The 20,363-nt window shown below is 71.5% G+C and carries 17 protein-coding genes; 10 read left to right on the forward strand and 7 right to left on the reverse strand.

Annotated elements, in window-relative coordinates:
• The 3 genes from ACFW2Y_RS25205 to ACFW2Y_RS25215 form a co-directional block, all read left to right on the forward strand.
• Positions 1 to 348 (forward strand): dihydrodipicolinate synthase family protein (locus tag ACFW2Y_RS25205; protein WP_384883440.1); only part of this gene is annotated, 348 nt, incomplete at its 5' end.
• A gap of 70 nt (positions 349 to 418) precedes the next feature.
• Entirely contained in the window at positions 419 to 1,801 is a 1,383-nt protein-coding gene (locus tag ACFW2Y_RS25210; protein ID WP_384883443.1) for an aldehyde dehydrogenase family protein, read from the forward strand.
• Between the two features lie 197 nt (positions 1,802 to 1,998).
• Complete coding sequence (locus ACFW2Y_RS25215) at positions 1,999 to 3,276, forward strand: alpha/beta fold hydrolase (protein ID WP_384883446.1); 1,278 nt, start codon at positions 1,999 to 2,001, stop codon at positions 3,274 to 3,276.
• An 18-nt stretch (positions 3,277 to 3,294) separates the two neighbouring features.
• Here ACFW2Y_RS25215 and ACFW2Y_RS25220 read toward each other — a convergent pair whose 3' ends face one another.
• Both ACFW2Y_RS25220 and ACFW2Y_RS25225 read right to left on the reverse strand, forming a co-directional pair.
• The gene (locus tag ACFW2Y_RS25220; RefSeq protein WP_384883449.1) at positions 3,295 to 4,557 is read right to left on the reverse strand and encodes a serine hydrolase domain-containing protein; all 1,263 of its coding nucleotides are present in this window, start codon (positions 4,555 to 4,557) and stop codon (positions 3,295 to 3,297) included.
• A 120-nt stretch (positions 4,558 to 4,677) separates the two neighbouring features.
• Entirely contained in the window at positions 4,678 to 5,574 is an 897-nt protein-coding gene (locus ACFW2Y_RS25225) for an alpha/beta hydrolase (protein ID WP_384883452.1), read from the reverse strand.
• A 119-nt stretch (positions 5,575 to 5,693) separates the two neighbouring features.
• Between ACFW2Y_RS25225 and ACFW2Y_RS25230 the strand changes: the two genes are divergently transcribed.
• Positions 5,694 to 6,734, forward strand: a complete 1,041-nt coding sequence (locus ACFW2Y_RS25230; RefSeq protein ID WP_384883454.1) for a helix-turn-helix domain-containing protein — start codon at positions 5,694 to 5,696, stop codon at positions 6,732 to 6,734.
• A gap of 182 nt (positions 6,735 to 6,916) precedes the next feature.
• Here the strand turns inward: ACFW2Y_RS25230 and ACFW2Y_RS25235 are convergent, their stop codons facing one another.
• The gene (locus ACFW2Y_RS25235) at positions 6,917 to 7,384 is read right to left on the reverse strand and encodes a DUF6194 family protein (RefSeq protein ID WP_384883485.1); all 468 of its coding nucleotides are present in this window, start codon (positions 7,382 to 7,384) and stop codon (positions 6,917 to 6,919) included.
• Between the two features lie 83 nt (positions 7,385 to 7,467).
• On the opposite strand from ACFW2Y_RS25235, the gene ACFW2Y_RS25240 reads away from it, so the two are divergent.
• Entirely contained in the window at positions 7,468 to 8,217 is a 750-nt protein-coding gene (locus ACFW2Y_RS25240) for a MerR family transcriptional regulator (protein WP_384883457.1), read from the forward strand.
• A 193-nt stretch (positions 8,218 to 8,410) separates the two neighbouring features.
• On the opposite strand, the gene ACFW2Y_RS25245 is transcribed toward ACFW2Y_RS25240, so the two are convergent.
• Both ACFW2Y_RS25245 and ACFW2Y_RS25250 read right to left on the reverse strand, forming a co-directional pair.
• Entirely contained in the window at positions 8,411 to 8,875 is a 465-nt protein-coding gene (locus ACFW2Y_RS25245) for a MarR family winged helix-turn-helix transcriptional regulator (RefSeq protein ID WP_384883460.1), read from the reverse strand.
• Positions 8,872 to 9,357, reverse strand: a complete 486-nt coding sequence (locus ACFW2Y_RS25250; RefSeq protein WP_384883463.1) for a MarR family winged helix-turn-helix transcriptional regulator — start codon at positions 9,355 to 9,357, stop codon at positions 8,872 to 8,874. The genes ACFW2Y_RS25245 and ACFW2Y_RS25250 overlap by 4 nt, the downstream gene beginning before the upstream one ends.
• Positions 9,358 to 9,762: 405 nt before the next feature.
• Between ACFW2Y_RS25250 and ACFW2Y_RS25255 the strand changes: the two genes are divergently transcribed.
• Complete coding sequence (locus ACFW2Y_RS25255; RefSeq protein WP_384883466.1) at positions 9,763 to 11,160, forward strand: APC family permease; 1,398 nt, start codon at positions 9,763 to 9,765, stop codon at positions 11,158 to 11,160.
• Positions 11,161 to 11,335: 175 nt separating this feature from the next.
• The gene (locus ACFW2Y_RS25260) at positions 11,336 to 11,743 is read left to right on the forward strand and encodes a hypothetical protein (RefSeq protein WP_384883469.1); all 408 of its coding nucleotides are present in this window, start codon (positions 11,336 to 11,338) and stop codon (positions 11,741 to 11,743) included.
• Positions 11,744 to 12,004: 261 nt separating this feature from the next.
• Here ACFW2Y_RS25260 and ACFW2Y_RS25265 read toward each other — a convergent pair whose 3' ends face one another.
• Positions 12,005 to 12,427: a nuclear transport factor 2 family protein gene (locus ACFW2Y_RS25265; protein WP_384883472.1), complete on the reverse strand. Its 423-nt coding sequence runs from the start codon at positions 12,425 to 12,427 to the stop codon at positions 12,005 to 12,007.
• 215 nt (positions 12,428 to 12,642) lie between these two features.
• Between ACFW2Y_RS25265 and ACFW2Y_RS25270 the strand changes: the two genes are divergently transcribed.
• Positions 12,643 to 15,657 carry a BTAD domain-containing putative transcriptional regulator gene (locus tag ACFW2Y_RS25270; RefSeq protein ID WP_384883474.1) on the forward strand — a complete coding sequence of 1,005 codons (3,015 nt, stop codon included), beginning with the start codon at positions 12,643 to 12,645 and terminating at the stop codon, positions 15,655 to 15,657.
• Between the two features lie 24 nt (positions 15,658 to 15,681).
• Here ACFW2Y_RS25270 and ACFW2Y_RS25275 read toward each other — a convergent pair whose 3' ends face one another.
• Complete coding sequence (locus ACFW2Y_RS25275) at positions 15,682 to 15,921, reverse strand: hypothetical protein (protein ID WP_384883477.1); 240 nt, start codon at positions 15,919 to 15,921, stop codon at positions 15,682 to 15,684.
• A gap of 386 nt (positions 15,922 to 16,307) precedes the next feature.
• Between ACFW2Y_RS25275 and ACFW2Y_RS25280 the strand changes: the two genes are divergently transcribed.
• Both ACFW2Y_RS25280 and ACFW2Y_RS25285 read left to right on the forward strand, forming a co-directional pair.
• Positions 16,308 to 17,747, forward strand: a complete 1,440-nt coding sequence (locus ACFW2Y_RS25280) for a helix-turn-helix domain-containing protein (protein WP_384883480.1) — start codon at positions 16,308 to 16,310, stop codon at positions 17,745 to 17,747.
• A gap of 154 nt (positions 17,748 to 17,901) precedes the next feature.
• A partial coding sequence (locus ACFW2Y_RS25285; protein ID WP_384883483.1) for an AMP-binding protein occupies positions 17,902 to 20,363 on the forward strand: 2,462 nt, incomplete at its 3' end.

The raw sequence follows: 20,363 nt of genomic DNA on the forward strand, positions 1-20,363 counted from the left end.
GAACTCGACCTCCTCGTCGGTGCCGACGACGTCCTCCTGGAGCTCGCCCTCGCCGGAGCCGTCGGCTGGATCGCCGGCTACCCCAACGCCTTCCCCACCAGCTGCGCGGCCCTCTACCGCGCTGCGGTCGAGGGCGACCTGGGCACCGCCCTGCCGCTCTACAAGTCCCTGCACTCCCTGCTGCGCTGGGACTCCAAGACGGAGTTCGTCCAGTCCATCAAGCTCTCCATGGACATCGCCGGCCGTCCGGGCGGCCCGACCCGTCCGCCGCGGCATCCCCTCACCGGCGCGGTCGAGGCCGCGGTCCGCACCGCCACGGAGAAGGCCGTGGCCAACGGGCACCGCTGACGGCAGCACACCACCGGTACCCACCCTGCTCTCCTCCACCCGGACGCACCCCTCCCAGGAGGCTTCCCCCGTGACCGACACGCCCGTCCTCACCTCGCGCAACCCGGCCGACCCGGCCGACGTCCTCTTGCAGGTCCCCAGCCCCGGCGCCTTCGCCGCCGTCGACACCGTCGAACGGGCCCGCGCCGCCCAGCCCGGTTGGCTGCGGGCCGGGGCCGCAGCCCGATCGGCCGCCCTGAACGCGGTCGCCGCCGCCATCGAGGCCGCGGCCGGCGAACTCGCCGACCTCGTCGTGCGCGAGGTGGGCAAGCCGCTCGCCGAGGCCCGCGCCGAAGTCGCACGCACCGTTGCGATCTGGCGCTACTACGCCCAGGCCCCCTTCGAACACACCGGCGCCGTCCACGAGACCGCGGCGGGGGAGGGGCTCCTCCTGACCAGGCGCCGCCCGCACGGCGTGGCCGGACTCATCACGCCCTGGAACTTCCCCCTCGCGATCCCGACCTGGAAGGCCGCTCCGGCGCTCGCCGTCGGGAACACCGTCGTCCTCAAGCCGGCCCCGGAGGCCACCGCCTGTGCCCTGCGCCTGGCCGAGATCCTCCAGCACCACCTCCCCGAGGCGGTGTTCACCGTCCTCCCCGGTGGTGCGACGGAGGGCAACGCGCTGGTATCGGCCGTCGACGTCGTCTCCTTCACCGGCTCCACACCCGTCGGACAGGCCGTGGCGAGGGCCGCGACCGCCCGTGGCATTCCGGCGCAGGCCGAGATGGGCGGCCTCAACGCCGCGCTCGTCCTCCCCGATGCCGACATCGAGCAGGCCGCGGGCCACATCGCCGCAGCCCTCGCCGGCTACGCGGGACAGAAGTGCACCGCCACCAGCCGCGTCATCGCGGTCGGCGCTGCCCTCGAACCACTCCGCGAGGCCCTCTCCGAAGCGCTGAAGGCCCTCCCCGTCGGCGACCCCAAGGACCCGGTGACCGTGTGCGGGCCGCTCATCCACGAAGACGCCCGCGACCAGGTGGTCGAAGCGGCCCGGGGACTGTCCGCACTCGTCGGCGGCGCCCCGCTGGACGGCCCCGGCTGGTACACGGCCCCGACCTTGGTCGAGAAGGTCTCCCCGGGGCACCGGCTGCTGCGTGAAGAGGTCTTCGGGCCCATCGCCTCCCTGCTCGCCGCCGATGACCTCGCCCATGCGGTCCGGATCGCCAACTCCGTTCCGTACGGCCTGGTGACCTCGGTCCACACGGCCGACCTGAACACGGCCCTGCACGGTCTCGACCTGCTCGACACGGGGATGATCCGGCTCAACGCCCCTTCCACCGGAGTGGACTTCCACCTGCCGTTCGGCGGCTCCAAGTCCTCCAGCCACGGGCCGCGCGAGCAGGGCAGGGCGGCGCTCGACTTCTACACCTCGAGCCGGACGTACACCCTGGCACCGGCCGGCCCGACCCCCTGATCCCGCACGCCGGCGATGCCGATCCCCAAGGAGGGCACCACCGTACGCACCGCGCGCCGACGGGCGCCCCGGCCCACCGGGGCGCCCGGTGTGCAACCCGCGGACCGCGTGGCGCGCCCGCCCTCGCGGTCCCGCGGAGGACTGCCCGGGGAGAACCGCGGCGCGCCACCGTCCTCCTCATCCCACCGAGGCATCCCATGAATCCCGCGTACGCAACCGTCGACCACGTCTTCACCGTTCCCCTGGACCACTGGGCCCCCGACGGCCCCACCCTCCGGGTCTTCGCCCGTGAGGTCGCCGATCCGGCACGCGCCGGAGAGGAACTCCCCTGGCTGCTCTACCTCCAGGGCGGTCCCGGCGGCAAGTCCCCCCGGCCCGCAGCGGGTTCGCCCGGCTGGCTGCCCCACGCCCTCAAGACGCACCGGGTGCTGCTGCTCGACCAGCGAGGCACCGGCCGTTCCACCCCGATCACCGCACGCTCCGCAGCCCGCTTCGCATCGCCGGAGCGACTCGCCGACCACCTCGCGCACTTCCGGGCCGATGCGATTGTCGCCGATGCCGAGTGCATACGGCGCGCACTCTGCGGCGACGCCCCCTGGGAGACGCTCGGCCAGAGCTACGGCGGCTTCCTCACCCTCACCTACCTCTCCCAGGCACCCGCAGGCCTGCGCGCCTGCTACGTCACCGGTGGCCTGCCCGGTCTCACCGCCACCGCCGATGACGTCTACGCCCGGACCTACCCCCGGGTCCGTGACCGGGTCCTCGACTTCTACGCCCGCTACCCCGAGGACGCCCACCGCCTCCGGGAGATCACCGACCTCCTCACGGCCGAGGAGGTCCGTCTCCCGAACGGAGACCTGCTCACCCCGCGTCGCCTGCGCACCCTCGGACTCCTGCTCGGGATGGGCGACGGCTTCGAGCGCCTCCACTGGCTGCTCGACGAATCCGTCGACGCGTCGAGCCGAGCCCAAGGCGAGCTGACCGAGACCTTCCTCCAACAGGTGATGTTCCTGACCGGTTTCACCGACAATCCGCTCTTCGCCGTCATGCAGGAGAGCCTCTACGGGCAGGGCGACGGGCCCACCGCCTGGGCGGCCGACCGTGCCCTGGCCGGCCTTCCGGAGTTCGCGGCGGGAGCCGACCCCCTCCTGCTCACCGGCGAGATGATGTACCCCTGGATGTTCCACGAGATCAGCGGCCTGCGTCCGTTCGCCGAGGCCGCCGACCTGCTCGCCGCCCGCACCGACTGGCCGCCGCTCTATGACCGTCGCCGCCTCGCGGCGAACGAGGTGCCGCTCGCCGCGGTCGTCTACCACGACGACATGTACGTGGACGCCGGGCTGTCCCTGCGCACGGCCCGCGAAGTCGGGGCCGCGCGCGTCTGGGTCACGAACGAGTGGGAGCACGACGGTCTTTCGGCCTCGGGCGGCCGTGTTCTCGCCCGGCTGAGGGAGATGGCGTCCGGCCGGGCCTGACCCCCGTTCCCGCCGTGCCTACGGGAGGGCGTCCGGAACCGTGGGGGCGGTGCCGCACAGCGCCCGCAGGGTGAACGCCCTCATGGCTCCGTCGATCGGGTGGGGCTGCGGCTTCCCCGAGGCGTCCGGCTCGTTCCACCGGATGAGGTTCACCGCCACCGACATCTGCCGCTTGCCGTCGGCACTGCTCATGGACATCGTCCCGGCACCCCAGACCGTGCCGTCATGCCCCCAGAAGGTGCCGCAGGGCAGGTCGAACCGGTGCAGGCCGAGCCCGTACTGGATGGGCGATCCGTCCAGTGCGCGGGCCGGGACCGTGCGCTTCATCTCGTCCAACGACGCCCGGCTGACGATGTCACCGGTGAGCAGCCGGGCGTAGAAGCGGTTCAGGTCATCCATGGTCGACACCAGCGCGGCTGCCGTTCCCACCCAGGACGCGTCGTAGACGCTGTAGTCGCGCGGCGGGTCGACCAGGCCGTAGAACGACTCGTACATCCGCGGATGCGGGCCTTCGACGTGGGGTCCCGTGGGGAACCCGGTGTGTCGGAGTCCGGCCCGCTCGATGACGTTCCGGGTGATGTACTCCTCCGCCGGCATTTCGGTCACCCGTTCCAGGAGTTCGCCGAGGATCAGCCAATTGGTGTTCGAGTACACCCCGGTGGATCCGCCGGGCTCGCCGACGGGGGGCGCGGAGAGCCCCATATCGATCAGCTCGGCCGGTCGGAACGTGCGGAACCGGTTGTCGTCGAGACTCCGTGTCGAAACGTCCAGTCGGTCGGGGAAGCCCTGGAGCGACGGGAACGCGTAGGGAAGGTAGTCGGGGATGCCGCTCGTGTTGTGGAGCAACATCCGGACGGTGATCTTCCTGCCCCGTTCGCCCGGCACCACGTCCGGCAGGTGGTCGCCCACGGGCGCGTCGAGCCGAATCCTTCCCCGCTCCACCTGCTGCAGGACGGCGGCGGCGGTGAAGGTCTTGGTGATGCTGCCGACCCGGTGCCGCATGTCCGCCCGTACGGGACGGCCGGTCGCGACGTCGGCCACCCCGGAGGCGCCGCGCCACGTCCTGCCGTCGTTCCGCACCTCGGCGAACACCCCCGGTACCCCGGCGCGATGGACGTCGTCGAGGGACCTCTGCAGTGCGGTGGGGTGGAAATCCGTGGATGCAGGCGCACCTCCGGCGGGGGGTGCGTCCGGTCGGCCGGACGCGGGAGCCGCCGTGAAGGCGCCCGTCCCCGCACCCAGCGCGGCCACGACCGCCCACAGTGCCAGTCGTATCCTCATGACGACGTTCCTCTCGTGTTCGCTCTCGAGTTCGTTTTCGGGTGTGCGTGGAGGGACCGGTCCCGGGGCCCGGCCCGTGGGACCGTGGACCTCGTCCCGGTCGGCCCGTCGCCGAGCAGCTCAAACGGCCAGAGCACGACGCAGAACGGCACCGAGCTCGGCGTTCTGCCGCTGCGAGACCTCGGCTGAGAGGATCGCCTGCGAGCCGTGGAAGGTACCGGGCCACTGGTGCAGTTCCACGGACACGCCCGCCTGCAGCAGACGGACCGCATAGGCGATGCCCTCGTCGCGGTTCGGGCAGTACTCGGCAGTGGCGACGTAGGCCGGCGGAAGGCCGGACAGATCGGCGGCCCGGGCGGGAGCGGCGTACGGGGTGGCGGGCCGGTTCCCCAGGTAGTGCCGCCAGGCCGTGACGGCCTTGCCCCGGTGGTACCAGGGCGTGTTGGTGAAGTTCCGCGCCGACCAGGTGTCGAGCCGGTCGTCGAGCCCCGCTTGGTTGAGCAACTGGAAACGGATCGACGGCCCCCGCTCGTCCCGCGCCCGCAGCGCCACCCCGGCTGCCAGACCGCCACCGGCACTGTGACCGCCGACCGCGATCCGCGCAGGGTCGAAGCCGAGCCCGACCGCGTGCTCGGCGGCCCAGCAGAGCACGGCGTAGGCGTCGTCCAGGGCCGCCGGATAGGGGTGCTCCGGTGCCAGCCGGTACCCCACCGAGATCACCACCGTGCCGGAGGTCTCCGCGATGCGGGTGGCCCACGGGTGCTCGGTGTTCACGTCCCCCATGACGTACCCACCGCCGTGTAGCCAGACCACCGCCCCTTCCGCCCGGCACGGCCGGTAGATCCGTACCGGCACGCCCGGACCGGCGGGCACCACGCGGTCCTCGACCGCCACCTCCGGGGCGTCCGGCACGGGTACCGCGGCTGCGAGCCCGGCGAAACGGCCGCGAGCAGAGACCGGGTCGGACAGGTCGGTCTGCGGGAAGAACGGGATGAACGCTTCGAGTTCGGGATCCATGACGACCATCCTCCGGGGCCGCACTCCGGGGAATCATCCGCCATCCGTCGCACGTCCCGCCCCGATCGCGCGCCGTTGGGCGCGTCCCGCTCCGGCTGCGGTCTGCCATCCTTTCCGTCATGGAGGCATTGGCCGAACGTCTGTCGGGACTCGATCCGTACGTTGACGGGGTGATCCGCATCGTCGCGTTCTACGACACCCTGATGCGCCGCCGAGTGGACCTTCCGGCGCTCGTCCGGGCCTCGGCCGGCCTGGCCGAGTGCGTCGTGGGGGTACGGCTCCACGGCACCGGCCGGTCAATCCGTGTCTCGCCCCACGGCACGGCCGCGCCCGACGCGTCGAAGTCCGCTTCCACCACGGTTCCGATCACCCTCGACGAGGAGGAGATCGGTACGGCGTGGCTGGAGCGGCCGGGCCCGCCCCACCCGCTCGACGAAGTGCTCCTCGACCGGCTCGCCCTTGCCGCCGCGGCTGCCGCGGAGCGCTACGGCCCGGCCCGTACCACCATGGCCGACCCGGCCCTCGTCGAACTGGTCGTCAGCCGGGACAGCGATGCCGCCGCCAGAGCGCGGGCGCTGCGCCTCCTCGGTTTCGCCGTCGACCTTCCGGTGCACGTCGTCGCCGTACGGACCGGGCTCCCGCTCGACCGGATCGGCACCCTGGTCTGCCCGGCCCGCCCGGTGAAGACGGCCCTGCTCGCCGACGCGGGGGTCATCTTGGCCACGGCCCTGGACCGGACCCGGTTTCCCGCAGCCGTACAAGCCGGCATCGGTGCTGCCCACCGCCCGGACCTCGCCTGGTGCCAGGCCCGTACGGCCCTGCGCTTCGCCACCTCGCGGGAACCCGTCGTCCACCACGCCGACCTGGGTGCGCTCGCTCTGCTCGCGGCCGTTCCCGAGCACGTCGCACGGGACAACCCGGATGTGGTCGCGCTCGACCTGCTGCTCCCGGAGGACGTGGAGGTACTGGACGCCTACTGCGCCTCTTCCTCCGTCCGCCGTGCCGCCGAACTCCTCCACCGCCACCACAGCAGCATCGCCCGCCGCCTCGATCACATCGGCAGGACGCTCGGTCTGGATCCCACCACCCCCGCGGGGCTGACCCGCGTCCGACTCGCCCTCGTCATCCGGAGGCTGATCGATGACGGAGCAGAGCGCTGAGGACCCGTCCGTCGACGGTCGAGCGTGCGGCCGAGGCGCTGTCGAAGGGCGTCGGCCCGTCCACCTGACGAGTGCCCGGAGCTGCAGCGCCTCCGGTGCCCACCGCCCGGCTCGGCGCGTACCCGTTGCTCGGGGCGGTGGAACCGCAGCGCGCGTGGAAGCGGGAATCGGCGCCGCTCGTGTCAGGCGAGGTCCGGTCCGCCTCGCCGAGCGAACCGGGCCCGAGCGGCCTCGTGGGCGGCGCGCAGGAGTCGCACCACCGTGTTCGCCGTCCTCTCACCGGGATTGACCACGGCGATCCAGCCGAGCGCTCCGTACACGGGGTGCGGCACGATGCGGTCGACGGCGGCGTGGTCGTGGGCACGGCTGATGCTCCGCGGGTCCTCCCCGATGAGGCTGCAGAACGTTGCACGGTCGATCCGTACGTTCACGCGCCAGCGCCCCGGAGCGTCGAGTGCGGAGGCTTCGTCCCCGGGGTGGTCCTTGGTGACGATCGTTCCGAAGGGCTGTGTGCGGGTGGGGACCTGGCCGTCGGGGGCGTAGTAGAAGAACGCGTCTCCCCAGGCGATTTCGGGGGAGCCGTCTCCCGGCCCGGGCAGGAGCACGAGTGAACCGTCGAGTTCTCGCACCGCCGCGATGATCTGTTCCATACTCATGGTTCAAGCGTGACCTTCAAGTGCCTCTGTGGGGTTTGTCGGTGGGCGAGAACGCGATCGGTTCGCGAGGGGGGCCGTTGAGGACGGTCGACGTCGCCGGGGAATCGGGGTACTCGGTGCAGCAGGTGCGCGACCTGGAGCGGCTGGGGGTCATCCCTCCAGCCGCTCGATCGAGCAATGGATACCGCTGCTACACGTCGATCCACGTGACGGCTCTGCGCGCTTACCGCGGACTCGCCGGTGCCATCGGGTCCGTTGCGGCCCGACAGTTGCTCGCGGAGGTGCGGACGGAGACGATCGAGGCCGCGGCCTCGGCGATCAGCGCGGTGCACGTGCGACTCGCACGGGAGCGGGAGGAGGTCCTGCACGCCCAACGGGCGTGGGAGGCGATCCGGGACGAGGGGGCTGCGCCCGAGCCGGAACGGGAGGGCGACGCGATGACGATCACCCAGCTGTCGGCAGCGCTCGGCGTCCGTCCGTCGACCCTGAGGTTCTGGGAGCAGGAGGGGCTCGTCGCTCCGGAGCGGGTGACGTCCTTGCAGGCGCGTCGGTACGGAGTTCCGGCCATCAGGGCGGCCAGGATCGTCGTGGCCCTCCGCGGCGCCGGGTACGGTGTTCCCGCGGTGCGCGACGTCATGGCGTCCCTCGGCCACCTCGACGGTTCGGGAGAGGTCCAGCACGTCCTGCGCCAGCGCCTGGACCGGATCGCCGGGCGGACCGTGGCCCTGCTCCGTGCGGGCGCGGACCTGGCGGCCGTGATCACTTCCGCAGGGGAGCCGCCGGTCGCCCCCGGATCCGACGAAGAGCCACCGGTGACCGTCCCGTGATCCACGACGGACCGGCCTGCGGCGTCGGATGCGGCGCATCGTGCGGCGGAAGGGCGCCCTCTCCGCCGCCGTGCCCGTCATCGTCGAGGTCCGGCCCTCTCGCCGGCCGCCAGGGGGCGCGCGGGAGCCGGCCGCGGGCCGTGGTGCGAACGCCCCGCGCGCCCTGTGGGGGTGTGCGCCCGGAACGGCAGCGTCATGCGGGCCCGGTTCCCCGGGTCCGCGCCAGCTCGGCGTTCGCACGTTCCGTGACCAGCTTCAGCACCCGGCCGGCGACGGCGAGGTCCTCGGCCGGGATGTCGGCGTACAGCCGGGCGGAGATCTCGGCGGTCTCGGCCGTGGTGGTCTCGAACAGTCGCCGACCGGCATCGGTGAGTCGAATCCGGGACGCCTCCGCCGGGTCCCGCTCGATCAGCTCCGCCGTCGTCAACCGGTCGATCGCTGTGCGCGCAACCGATTCGTCGGCCTTCAGCGAGCCGATGACGTCGGCGACGAGCCGCTCCCGTTCGACGGGGGCGCCCCCGTCGAAGACCGCCCGGAGCGTCACGTTCTGTTCGAAGGTGATGCCGTGGCGGGTCAGGACTCCTTCCAGGAGGGCGCGCGCGGCGTAGTGTGCCAGGGCGATGACGCGGCCGTTGGTGGTGGGTGCGATGGTGGTCATGTCCGTTGCTCCTCGTCGTTCGTGACGTGCGGGTCCAGGGGGGCGTCGAGCAGGGTCGCCAGTTCGTGGGTGAACCGTTGGGCGCGCTGGCCGGTCTGGCCCCCGAGCGGTTCCAGCAGTTGGTCCAGGAGCCCCTGGACCACTTCGACTGCACGGCGCGTGACCTCGTGCCCCTGCTCGGTGAGCGTCACCTGCAGAGCACGGGGGTCCTTCGGGTCCCGGCTGCGGGTGACGAGTCCGCCGGCCTCCAGGGTGCGGGCCAGCTTGGAGACGTAGAGCGCTTCGAGTCCGACGTGGTCAGCGAGTTCCCGCTGGCTGGGGCGCCTCCCGGAGCGCCCCATGCCGTACAGGGACCCCAGGAGCGCGTACTGGGCATGGGTCAGTCCCAGGGGGGCCACCGCCCGGTCCACGGCCACCCGCCACTTCATCGACAGGCGCCAGACGAGGAATCCCGCGGTGGCGCTCTCGGCTTCTGAACTCATGCCAGAAACAATACATGGCTACTATGTACATGGCTACTGTTTTCTGGTCGGCGAGCGGCCGGTCGAGGGGCTCCCTCGGGGTGTGGCCCCGGCTCGCGGGAGCCCCCTTTCGGCGGCGATCGGCATTCCGGCATGTGGAGCAGGGGTAAAGCGCAGGAAAAGTCCTCCCCGTCGGGCTGCGGTTCCCGCACGGAGCATGTGCGCCGCCGTGGCGCGCCCTTAGCGCCGCGAGCCCTTCTCCAGGCTGAGCGGAACAACGAATTCCGCAGCTATAAGGCCATTGACCTGCGGTTCTCCTCAGGCTTCCATTCAGCCCGGGAGCCATGGACCACTTGATCACCAGCCGCCTCGGAGGCGATACCGCTCCCGCTCAGAACCACCGCACGCATTGATCGGAACCGCCTGATGACCGACACCCTCAGCGCACCGCACGCGCTGGCCCCCCAGACCGGCCCCGTGCCGCAGAAGCTCAAGCGCTCCATCGGTGTCGTGGGCGGCACCCTGCTCACGCTGTCGTGCGTGACGCCCGCCTCCACCCTCTTCGTAGTGGTGCCCGACCTGTTCGACGGGGTCGGCACGTACGCCGCACTCACCATCGCCATCGGATCGGTCCTGTGCATTGCCGTGGCGTTCTGCTATTCCGAGCTGGGCACGCTGATCCCGAGCGCCGGTGGCGAGTACGCCATCGTCTCCACCCTCGCGGGTCGTCTCGCCGGCTGGTTGGTGTTCGTCCTGTCCCTGTTGGTCGTGATGATCGTGCCGCCGGTCATCGCCATGGGGACCGCCGACTACCTCGAACCGCTCATCCACGTCCCCGCCCCGATCGCCGGCGCCGGCGTCATGCTCCTCGCGACCCTCGCGGGCCTCCTCGACCTCCGGGCCAACGCCTGGATCACCGGTGTCTTCCTGGTGCTCGAAGTGGTCGCGGCGGGCATCGTCGCCGTACTCGGCTTCGCCCACACCGAGCGGGGCGTGGGCGCGCTCGTCCACGGCGAGGTCGTGGCCCAGGGCGGTGCCCACTCGCTCGTCACCGGAGCCATGGTGGTCTCCGGGCTCGCCATCGCCCTCTTCGTCACCCAGGGCTTCTCGACCGCCGTCTACCTCTCCGAGGAGCTGGAGAACCCGCGCCGCACCGTCGCCCGGACCGTGCTCGCCACCCTCGCCATCTCGACGGCCGTCATCCTCGTCCCCGTGGTCGCCATCACCCTCGGCGCCGGCGACCTGGAGACCCTCACCGGTGGTGACATCAGCGGCATGATCGCCGCCTGGTCCAACTCGGCCGTCGGCACCTTCATCAGCCTCTGCGTGGCGCTCGCCATCATCAACGCCGGCATCGTGATGGTCATCCAGAACTCCCGCGTCCTGTTCGCGTCCGCCCGGGACAAGGCATGGCCCGAGCCCGTCAACGACGCGCTGTCCCGGCTGGGCCGGTTCGGCTCCCCGTGGGTGGCCACCCTGGTCGTGGGCGTCCCGGGCGCGGCCCTGTGCTTCGTCAACCTCGACACCCTGTACGGCGTCACCGGAGTCTCCGTCACCGGCATGTACCTGCTGGTCGCCGTGGCGGCCCTCTTCAGTCGTCGGGGTGCGCACCGCGAGGTCGCGGCCTGGCGCATGCCGCTGTGGCCCGCCGTCCCGGTGTTGCTCATCGTGGTCCTGGCGTACGTCCTCTTCATGCAGGACGTCGAGTACCTGCTGTGGACCGGCGGCCTCACGGCGGTTGCCACCATCTACTGGGCGCTGTACCTCCGGCCCCGCAAGGACTCGCGCTGGCTGGTCAGCATTCCCGAGGACGAGCAGGTCTGATCCCCGCCGTCACGATCCCACCGCCCGGGGGTCGGAGCGCTCGATGCGCCCCGCCCCGGGCCTTTCCGCGGGGTCGACCACTCGGCACGGGCTGACCCCTCCGTACGGGGGGTGCGTGGCGGGTCCTGCGTGTCGCGACGGTCCGGGCGGGTTGAGGAAACGTATCTGTGCATGCATGACCAGTGACATGGAACAACTGTTGAACGTACGTCTGTGCGAGCGCTTCGGTGACGTGGTCGACTGGCCGGAGGTCACGTCCCTGACCGCGTCCCACCTCCGTGCCGTGGTCTCGGCACTCGGCCCCGAGGGCGCCGTCCCCTTCCTGACCGCCGCCCGTCGCGCCCTCGACGAGGAGGAGTGCCGGGCCGGAACGATCGACCTGGGCTTCGGAGCGCACCTCTGGACCCACCTCGAAGGCGTTTCGTGGGGTGCGTCCCCCCTTGCCAGGACATCGGCCTGGGAGTCGATGCTGACCATGCACCGCCTCTCGGCGCTGGCCCCCGAACCGGGGCTGCGCGCACATGTCGACATCGCACTGGACGCCTGTCGGCTCCGTCCCGTACCGGCCGCGGCCGGTTGCTGAGGAGTACGCCTCCGGGCCGCAGCGGACCCGTGCACGGGGCCGGCGCCCCGGTTTCCTCCGAGGAGGTCGGGCGGGGGCACCACCGTCCGACGAGGACCAAGGGCGGCGATCGGACGCGCAGGGGTGCCGGAGCGAACCGACCGTGCCTCCTCACGGAGGCGGGGATGCGGCCGTTGGGCACGGGCCCCGTCCACCGACGGCAGCCGTCCTGAGTCCCGGGCGCCGCAGCCCGGGACGACGACGGGGCCTCCTGGGATTCGTCTAGGGCGCCACGTGGAAGTACCGGGTACAGGTGAGGAGCAGGCCGTCGTCGGCAATGGTGAAGAGGTCGACGAACCGGACCTCCTCTCCGCCGGTGCCCGTGGCGATCCGGCTGCCCGTGGCGACCACGCTGCGACCCTGCGCCACGATCCGGTCGATCTCGTGGCGGGCGCCCGGCGGCCCGCTTCCGAGGTGGGCGTGCGGAACCGCCGTGCGCCCCTGCACGACGGGAGCGCCCGGAAGTTCGAGGACCACCCCGTCGTGCAGCAGGGAGGCGCACGAGTCCAGGTCCCCGTTGTCGAGGTAGTCGTAGACCAATCGGACGTGGTCGACACCAGCTGCGGTGACGAGGTCGATGCCCCCGGTGGTGAGGGGGGCGACGGATGCGGGCAACCCCGTGCTCGTGTCATCTCGGCGGTTCAACGGCTGAGCCCCTTTCGCTCTCGGCCAGGAGTCTGGGGGGAGCCGCCAACTCCGCGTTATCCCGCCTCTATCTCCGACCGGGATCTTCACGGCATGGACAGGGCGGGGGTGGTTGTGGAGACTGTCCTCACTCGGACCTGACGTGTCAACTCGTTTCTTTGGTGGGAGAATCGGTGACGGACGACATCGGGGACAGATCTCAGGAGCTCCCGGACATGTCGTCCCTTGCCTTCAGGGTTCTGGGCCCGCTGCAAGTGCACGGCCCCGGTGGGCCGCTCCGACTCCCGCCCGGACGCCAGGAGGTCATCCTCGCGGCGCTCCTCCTGGAGGCGAACCGGGTGGTCAGCACCAACCACCTGGTCGACCTGATCTGGGAGGACAACCCACCGGAGACGGCCCGCACCCAGGTGCAGATCTGTGTGTCGCGCTTGCGGAAGCTGCTGGCCGGGGCGGACGGCGAGGTCACGATCACGACCCGCCCCCCGGGGTACGTCCTGCACACCGATCCGGCCAACGTGGACGCCGCGCTCTTCACCGGTCTGGTCCTGCAGGCCCGGCGGCTGCGCGAGCAGGGCGAGCTCGTACCGGCGGTACGACTGCTGAGGGAAGCGATGACCCTCTGGCAGGGCGAGTGCCTGTCCGGACTCGACGGCGGACCGCTCGCCAACAAGGCGCGCCAGCTGAACGAGGAGCGACTGGCCGCCGTCGAACTCCGCATCCAACTCGAACTCGAGCTCGGCCGTTACGACGGGCTCGTGGGGGAGCTGCAACTGCTCACCCACGAGCATCCGCTGCGCGAGAAGCTGCACGGTCAGCTCATCCAGGCGCTGTACTGGTCGGGACGACAGGCCGAGGCGCTCGAAGCCTTCCGCACCGCGCGACGGTTCCTCGCCGAGGAACTCGGCCTGGAACCCGGCCGCGAACTGCGGGAACTGGAATCGGCGATCCTCACCGGTGAGCTCCCGGCGCCTTCCGGTGCCGTTCCCGTCCGCCCGCCGGGAGGGAAGGCGCCCGAGGGGCCGCCCCCGACCGCGGTACCGGAGAAGGGAGAGGGAGCAGGGGCGCCGGCAGCACCGGCGCAGGAGTCCACACGCCAGGATTCCGTTCCGCGCCAATTGCCCGCGGCCGTCGCCGACTTCGTTTCCGATGCCGGTCAACTCGCAGCCCTGGAAGAGGCGCTGACCGGACGTCCGGGCCGCACCACGGTGGGGCTCGCCGCCATCACGGGAAAGCCCGGCACCGGCAAGTCGACGCTCGCCGTGCACGTGGCCCACATGTTGGCGGAGACCGGGTTTCCCGACGGCCAGCTCTACTGCGACCTGCGCGGGACGACCGGCGCCCCCGCGACGCCCGAAGAGGTCCTGGGGCGGTTCCTGCGGGCCCTCGGCATACCGGGGCAGCTGATCCCGGAGGCCCTGGACGAGCGGGCGGAGATGTACCGCACCCGACTCGCCTCCCGCCGGGTCCTGGTCGTCCTCGACGACGCCGCGGGCGAGGGGCAGGTGCTGCCACTGTTGCCCGGCAGCCGCGGTTGCGCCGTCCTCGTCACCGGCCGGGCCCGTCTCACCGCACTGCCCGGCGCACACCGCGTGGAACTCGACGTGCTCGCCGAGGACCGGGCGCTCGAACTGCTGTCGCGGATCGTCGGGCGGGAACGGGTCGTGACGGAGGCCGCCGCTGCGGAGGCCCTGGTCCGCACGGTCGGTCGGCTTCCGCTGGCCCTGCGGATCGTCGCCGCCCGACTCGCGGCCCGCCCGCACTGGACGCTGGCCTCCATGGTGCAGCGGCTCGCCAACGAGCGACACCGGCTGGACGAACTCGCGCACGGCGAGATGACGATGCGCGCCAGCCTCTCGCTGACCTACGAGGGACTGGCGCCCGAGGACCGCAGGTTATTGCGACTGCTGAGCATGGCACACGCGCCGACCCTGCCCAGCTGGTTGGCCGGTGCACTGCTCGATGACCGCCGACCCTTTCCGTCGGACCTGATGGAACCCCTGGTCGACGTACAGATGCTGGACGTTGCCGGAGTGGAGCGGACCGGAGGCTTCCGGTACCGGTTCCACGAGATCATCCGTGTGTACGCGCGCGAGCAACTCGCCGCACAGCACGCACCCGAGGAGCGCCGGGAGGCGTTGGCCCGGATGGCGGGCGGCTGGATGTACCTGGCCCAGCAGGCCCACCGAAAGGTGTACGGCGGAGACTTCACCGTCCTGCACGGTGACGCACCCCGCTGGAAACCGCCCGCCTCCTACACGGACGAGGTTCTCGCCGACCCGCTCGCGTGGCTCGATGCGGAACAGGCGGCCCTCTGCAGCATGGTCGAGCACGCCGCCGACGAGGGACTCCACGACCTCAGCTGGGACCTCGCCACGTCCCTCGTCACGCTCTTCGAGGTGCGTGGCCACTACGACCTGTGGGAGCAGACCCACCTCCGTGCACTGGCCGCCGTCCGGAAGGCGGGGAACCTCCGCGGCACGGCCGCCGTACGCGCCTCACTCGGCTCCCTCTACATGAGCCGCAACCAGTTCGACACGGCCCGACAGACGCTGATCTCGGCACTCGACGTCTTCCAGGCGCTCGACGAGCCGATGGGCGAGGCGTTGTGCCGGCGCGACATGGCGCTCATCGCGCGGACCGGCGGTGACGACGCGACCGCCCTGGAGCTGTACCGGAGGTCCCTGGCCGACTTCGACCGCGCGGGCGACGTGGTGGGCCGTGCGATCGTGCTGACCCAGAGCGCGCACATTCGAATGCGGCAAGGTGAGATCGCCTCGGCGCAGGGGCAGTTGGACGAAGCCCTGGAGATCTACGAGGGGGTCGGCTACACAGGGGGACGGGCCCGTACCCTGCGGCGCGTCGGGCAGTTGTTGCTCGAACAGGGCCGTAGCGATCTGGCGGTCCTGACCTTCACGGAAGTGCTCGAACTCTGCCGGGATTCCGGCGATGTGATCGGGGAGGGGCACCTGCTCCGCGACCTTGGGCACGCGTTCGCCATGATGGGGCGTCCCGACCGGGCCAGGGACTTCTACGACCGCGCCGTGACCGCGCGGGAGGGAGTCATGGATTTTAGCGGTGGCGCGCTGGCGCGCCTGGACCTCGCCCGTCTCCTCGAAACGGAACCGGGACGGTCGAGGGAGCTGCTCGTCCCGGCGGTCGAGGTGTTCCGCGAGCGGCGGATGAGCCGCGAACTTGCGGAGGCGGAACGTTTGCTCACATTCGCCTGCTGAGGGTTCGCACCAGCCGGGGCCGAATCAGTCCCAGGGGTTGTTGTCGGTGTTGCAGGTGGTGGTGTCGCCCGTGGTCCCGGTGGTCCCGGTGGTCCCCGTCGGGTCCGTCGGGTCCGTGACGGTGCAGGTCGTGGTGTCGGCGGTGGTGCCCGTGACCTCGTCGGCCCAACTCGTCTGGACGCCGATTCCGGTCACGACCACGATCAGCGCGGAGGCGACGGCGGCGCGGAGGGAGTTGCGGGCGGCGGCGGTCGTGTGCGACATGGGATCCTGCCTCTCGTCGGTGTGCGGCGTTTCCTTGTGACCACCACGCTAGGAACAAGCGGATTCACGGCACCGCTCGCTGCCTTATCACCCCGCTATCACGGAACGCCCTCCTGCTCGGCCCGCTATCACGGACCCCGTTCCGCTATCACGGGGCCGACGCCGTCCTGGTGCTCCCGGGCCGTCGACACCCTGCGCCGCGCCGCCGAGAAGCGGTCCGCGCGGCGGGACGGCCCGCACTGACCAGGGGGTTAGCGCCAAGATGCCCTCTCAATAGCCGCATTCGCACGATGGGACTCAGCAGACGGCGAGGCGATGCCCACGGCGGGAGGCCCGATCGCTCCCCCCCGCCCCGGCCCGCCCAACTCGACCAGCGGGAGCTCATCATGACGACCAGTCTCTCCCCGGAGGACACCGTGACGGCCACCGCCGAGATCGGCACCCTCATACGCGGCCACCGGCTCCGCATCGGTCTCACCCAGCGCGAACTTGCGGACCTGTCCACCATCAGCGTCCGCGCCATCCGCGACCTGGAGAAGGGAAAGGCACAGCGCCCCAGAGCCGACACGGTACGGCTCCTCGCGGACGGCTTGCGCCTGGGCCTTCGGGCCCGTACGGCCCTGGAAGAGGCCGTGCGACGTGGACACCGGGGCAGCGTCCCCCGGCACTTCGCCACCGAGTGGCCGGCTCCGCCCGTACCCCTGCACCCACTGATCGAGAGGGAGGCGGAGGCCGCCGTCCTCACGGAAGAGCTGTGCTCCGGCACCGAGCGGCTCGTCACCATCGTGGGGCTGAGCGGGGTCGGCAAGACGCGATTGGCCCTGGAAACCGCCGCCCGACTGTACGACGCGGGCTTCCCCGTGCTCTGGCACACCAGCCCCGGCGCGGTCGCCGACTGCCTGCCGGCCGGTGAAGGACCGCTCACCGTCCTTGCGGCCGACTGCGCCGCCTTCCTGCACGGCACCGACGACCAGGGCGGTCGGCCCGACGCCGACGGTCGAGGCCGCGGAAGGACCGACGCCCCGCCCCAGGGCCGTGCGGACCCATCGGTTCCTGATCTGGCCGGTGCCCTCGGAGACCGAGGCGTGCTCCTCGTCCTGGACGGCGTGGACCCCGCACTGCTCGACTTCCACCGCCTCAGCCGACTCCTACGAGAGCTTCCCGGACTGCGCCTGCTGCTCACCGCCGACGAACCCTGGAACGTCCCCGGTGAGCGCCTCTTCCTCCTCTCCCCGCTGGAGGCGCCCAACCCGTCCGAAGGCGTCAGGCCCGACGCTCCCGCGGCCCGGTTCTTCCTCAGCCGGCTCCGTCACGCCCGTCCCGACATCGTCCCCGACGATCGCGTCCGGTCCGACATCGCATGGCTCTGCCACCGCCTCGACGGCCACCCGCTGGCGCTCTCCGCGGCTGCTTCCTGGCTCACCCTCTGTGACCTGCCCACGCTCCGCGACACCGTCGACTCCGACCCCGCACCGCTCCTCGACCACCTGGCCGACGGACGTTCCGCCTCCCGCCTCCGGCAACGCGTCGCCCGCACCCTCGCCGCACTCCCCGACGACCACCGTCGCCTGATCACCGCGCTCTCGGACGCGAACGAGGACCCCTTCGCCCTGGAAGACGTCGTCCGCCTGACCGGCATGCCCCTGCCGCACTGCGGCCGGCTCGTCCGCGACCTCCTGGTCAGCGGCGTGATCCGGGCCGGCACGGAAGGCGGGCGCTCGTCCTTCCGAGTGCTGTGGGTGGTGCGCGCGACCCTGGCCGCGGACGCAACCGCCGAGCCGGGCACCCGACCCGTACCCGGCGCCACCGTCACTCCTGCCGCCTGACTGCCGCTCCGCCGCCGAACCGCTTCCCGTACCGCCGGAGCAACTGCCGCTCTCCACCCCGACCCACGGGTTGTATGGCGCATGCCCGCCGTTCGCCGGCCGAACCGCTTCCCGCGGTCGCCCTCCTCCGTCATGACTTCCCCAGGAGCCCCTCATGCCGTTCGACACGCCCGTCGCATCCGCTCCGGCCGCCGTCCGGTTGCCGCTCTCGGTGGCCCAGCGTGACATCTGGACGGCACACGCCCTCGACCCGACGGGCATCAAGTACAACGTCGGGGAGTGCCGAGAGATCAACGGCCCCGTGGATCCGGAACTGATGGTCGCCGCCTGGCGCCGGCTCGTGGTGGAGGCGGACTTCCTCCGCGTCCGTGGCTTCGAGGACGACGGCGAGCAGGTGTGGCAGCTGATCGACGCCGACGCCGGCTCACGCAACCTGCCGTTCATCGACGTGAGCGCCAGCGAGGACCCGGAGCGCGAGGCGTGGCGGCACGTCGACGCCCTGATCTGCGCCCCCTTCGATCTGACCGGAGACCAAGCCCCCGTCCGCTGCGCGCTGATCAGGCTGGCCGAGGAGCGGTACTTCTACTTCTACGGATTCCACCACCTCGTCGTCGACGGCGTGGGAGTGTCGATGGCGCTCGCACGACTGATCGAGCTGTACGAGCAGGCGGTGGCGGGAGAACCCTGGGGCGCTTCTCCGTTCGGGAGCCTCACCGAACTGCTCGCCGAAGACGCGGAGTACCGGCAGTCCGAGCAGGCCGTGGCCGATCGCAACGCTTGGCGGGAACACCTCCACGGAGCGCCGGACGCACCCACCGGTCTCGTCCGTGGTACCGACCGCGCCGTCCCCGCGCACGGCGGCCTGCCCTTTGCGCGGCGCAGCGTCCGGGTCTCCCCGGCGGACGCCGACCGGCTCCGCTCGGTCGCCCGCGGCGAGCGTGCCTCCTGGTCCGTCCTGCTCACGGCGCTCTTCACCGTCTATCTGCACCGCGTCACCGGACAGACCGAGCTGACGATCGCCCTGCCGGTGACGGGCCGGACGTCCCGACTGGCCCGCAGCACCCCCGGAATGTCATCGAACGTGGTTCCGCTACGCCTCCGGGTGCGCCCCGAGGACACGCTCGGGACCCTGGTCCGCTCCGTGGCGGCCGAGGTCAAGCACGGCCTGCGCCACCAGATGACCCGCTACGAGGACCTGTGCAGGGACGCCGGCGTCATCGACGGGGGCCGCAGGCTGGCCGCGCCGGTCCTCAACATCATGGGCTTCCAGGCGGAGCTCACCGTGTGCGGCCACCCGACGGTCAACCACAACGTCAGCAACGGCCCGGTGGACGACCTCAGTGTCGCCGTGCTCGATCTGGGCGCCGCGAACGGCTTGCGCATCGACTTCGACACGCCGGTCGAGGGCATCGACCCGGAAGCCGTCGCCGCCCACCAGGACAGGTTCGCCGCCTTCCTCGCCTCCGTACTCGCCGAGGAGCGACCCACCGAGTGCAACACGGCCGACCTGCAGGTGCTGTCGGAGGCCGAGCGCGAGGTGCTCACGGGCAGCTGGTCCGGGCCGGTGGCGGACGCGGTGGAGACGACGCTGGTGGAACGCTTCGAGGAGCAGGCGGCGCGCTTCCCCGGCGCGGTCGCGCTCATCGACGGGACGGTGGAACTCACCTATGCCGAGCTCAATGCCGCCGCGAACCGCTGGGCCCGCCACCTGCGCTCCCGCGGTCTGGGACGCGGAGACATGGCCGGCATCCTCCTGGAGCGCGGGAGCCGCTTCGCCACCGCCCTCCTCGCCGTTCTGAAGACCGGCGCCGGCCACGTCCTCCTCGATCCGGACTTCCCCGACGACCGGCTGCGCTCCGCCGCGGACGACGCGGGGATCAGCCACCTCATCACCCGCCCGGCGCTTGCCGAGCGCGTCGACGGCCCCTGGACGACCCACACCGAAGCACCCGGAGAGCTCCTCTCCCACAACCCCGGAAACCTCCTCCTTCCCCTCAGCCCCGACGACCCCGCCTGTCTGATGTTCACCTCGGGTTCGACGGGCCGCCCGAAGGCGATCCTGTCCTCCCACCGCAACCTGACGTCCACCCTGATCGGTCAGCCCTACCTCCCGACGGGCCCCGGGCAGGTCTACCTCCAGTGCTCGCCGGTGTCCTGGGACGCGTTCAGCCTGGAGTTCTGGGGGGCTCTCCTGCACGGTGGAACGGCCGTCCTCCAGCCGGGGCAGAAGCCGGAGCCGGTCCTCGTGACCGAACTCTCCCGCCGTCACCGGGTGACGACGCTCCTGCTCTCCGCAACCCTCTTCAACTACCTCGTCGACGAGCACCCCGAGGCCTTCGACACCGTCACCACCGCCTACACGGTGGGTGAGGCGGCTTCTCCGGCGCACGTGCACAAACTCCAGCAGCTCAGGCCCGGCATTGCCGTGCTCAACGGCTACGGACCCGCCGAGGTCATGATCTACGCCACCACCCATACGGTCGAGTCGGGTGAGCGGCCCCATGCGGTCATTCCCATCGGGACGCCGTTGGTCAACAAGGCGGCCTACGTCCTGGACGCGCATGTGAACCTGTGTCCGCCGGGAGTGACGGGTGAGCTGTATCTGGCGGGTGACGG

The sequence above is a fragment of the Streptomyces sp. NPDC058877 genome (genome assembly GCF_042742855.1).
Classification (GTDB): Bacteria; Actinomycetota; Actinomycetes; order Streptomycetales; family Streptomycetaceae; genus Streptomyces.

What these genes read in the sequence shown, in the direction of transcription:
- ACFW2Y_RS25230 (WP_384883454.1), top strand. Translation starts at nt 5,694, where the DNA reads ATGGAGGCATTGGCCGAACGTCTGTCGGGACTCGATCCGTACGTTGAC.
- ACFW2Y_RS25275 (WP_384883477.1), bottom strand. Translation starts at nt 15,921, where the DNA reads ATGTCGCACACGACCGCCGCCGCCCGCAACTCCCTCCGCGCCGCCGTC.
- ACFW2Y_RS25225 (WP_384883452.1), bottom strand. Translation starts at nt 5,574, where the DNA reads ATGGATCCCGAACTCGAAGCGTTCATCCCGTTCTTCCCGCAGACCGAC.
- ACFW2Y_RS25220 (WP_384883449.1), bottom strand. Translation starts at nt 4,557, where the DNA reads ATGAGGATACGACTGGCACTGTGGGCGGTCGTGGCCGCGCTGGGTGCG.
- ACFW2Y_RS25255 (WP_384883466.1), top strand. Translation starts at nt 9,763, where the DNA reads ATGACCGACACCCTCAGCGCACCGCACGCGCTGGCCCCCCAGACCGGC.
- ACFW2Y_RS25270 (WP_384883474.1), top strand. Translation starts at nt 12,643, where the DNA reads ATGTCGTCCCTTGCCTTCAGGGTTCTGGGCCCGCTGCAAGTGCACGGC.
- ACFW2Y_RS25280 (WP_384883480.1), top strand. Translation starts at nt 16,308, where the DNA reads ATGACGACCAGTCTCTCCCCGGAGGACACCGTGACGGCCACCGCCGAG.
- ACFW2Y_RS25250 (WP_384883463.1), bottom strand. Translation starts at nt 9,357, where the DNA reads ATGAGTTCAGAAGCCGAGAGCGCCACCGCGGGATTCCTCGTCTGGCGC.
- ACFW2Y_RS25235 (WP_384883485.1), bottom strand. Translation starts at nt 7,384, where the DNA reads ATGGAACAGATCATCGCGGCGGTGCGAGAACTCGACGGTTCACTCGTG.
- ACFW2Y_RS25245 (WP_384883460.1), bottom strand. Translation starts at nt 8,875, where the DNA reads ATGACCACCATCGCACCCACCACCAACGGCCGCGTCATCGCCCTGGCA.
- ACFW2Y_RS25215 (WP_384883446.1), top strand. Translation starts at nt 1,999, where the DNA reads ATGAATCCCGCGTACGCAACCGTCGACCACGTCTTCACCGTTCCCCTG.
- ACFW2Y_RS25260 (WP_384883469.1), top strand. Translation starts at nt 11,336, where the DNA reads ATGACCAGTGACATGGAACAACTGTTGAACGTACGTCTGTGCGAGCGC.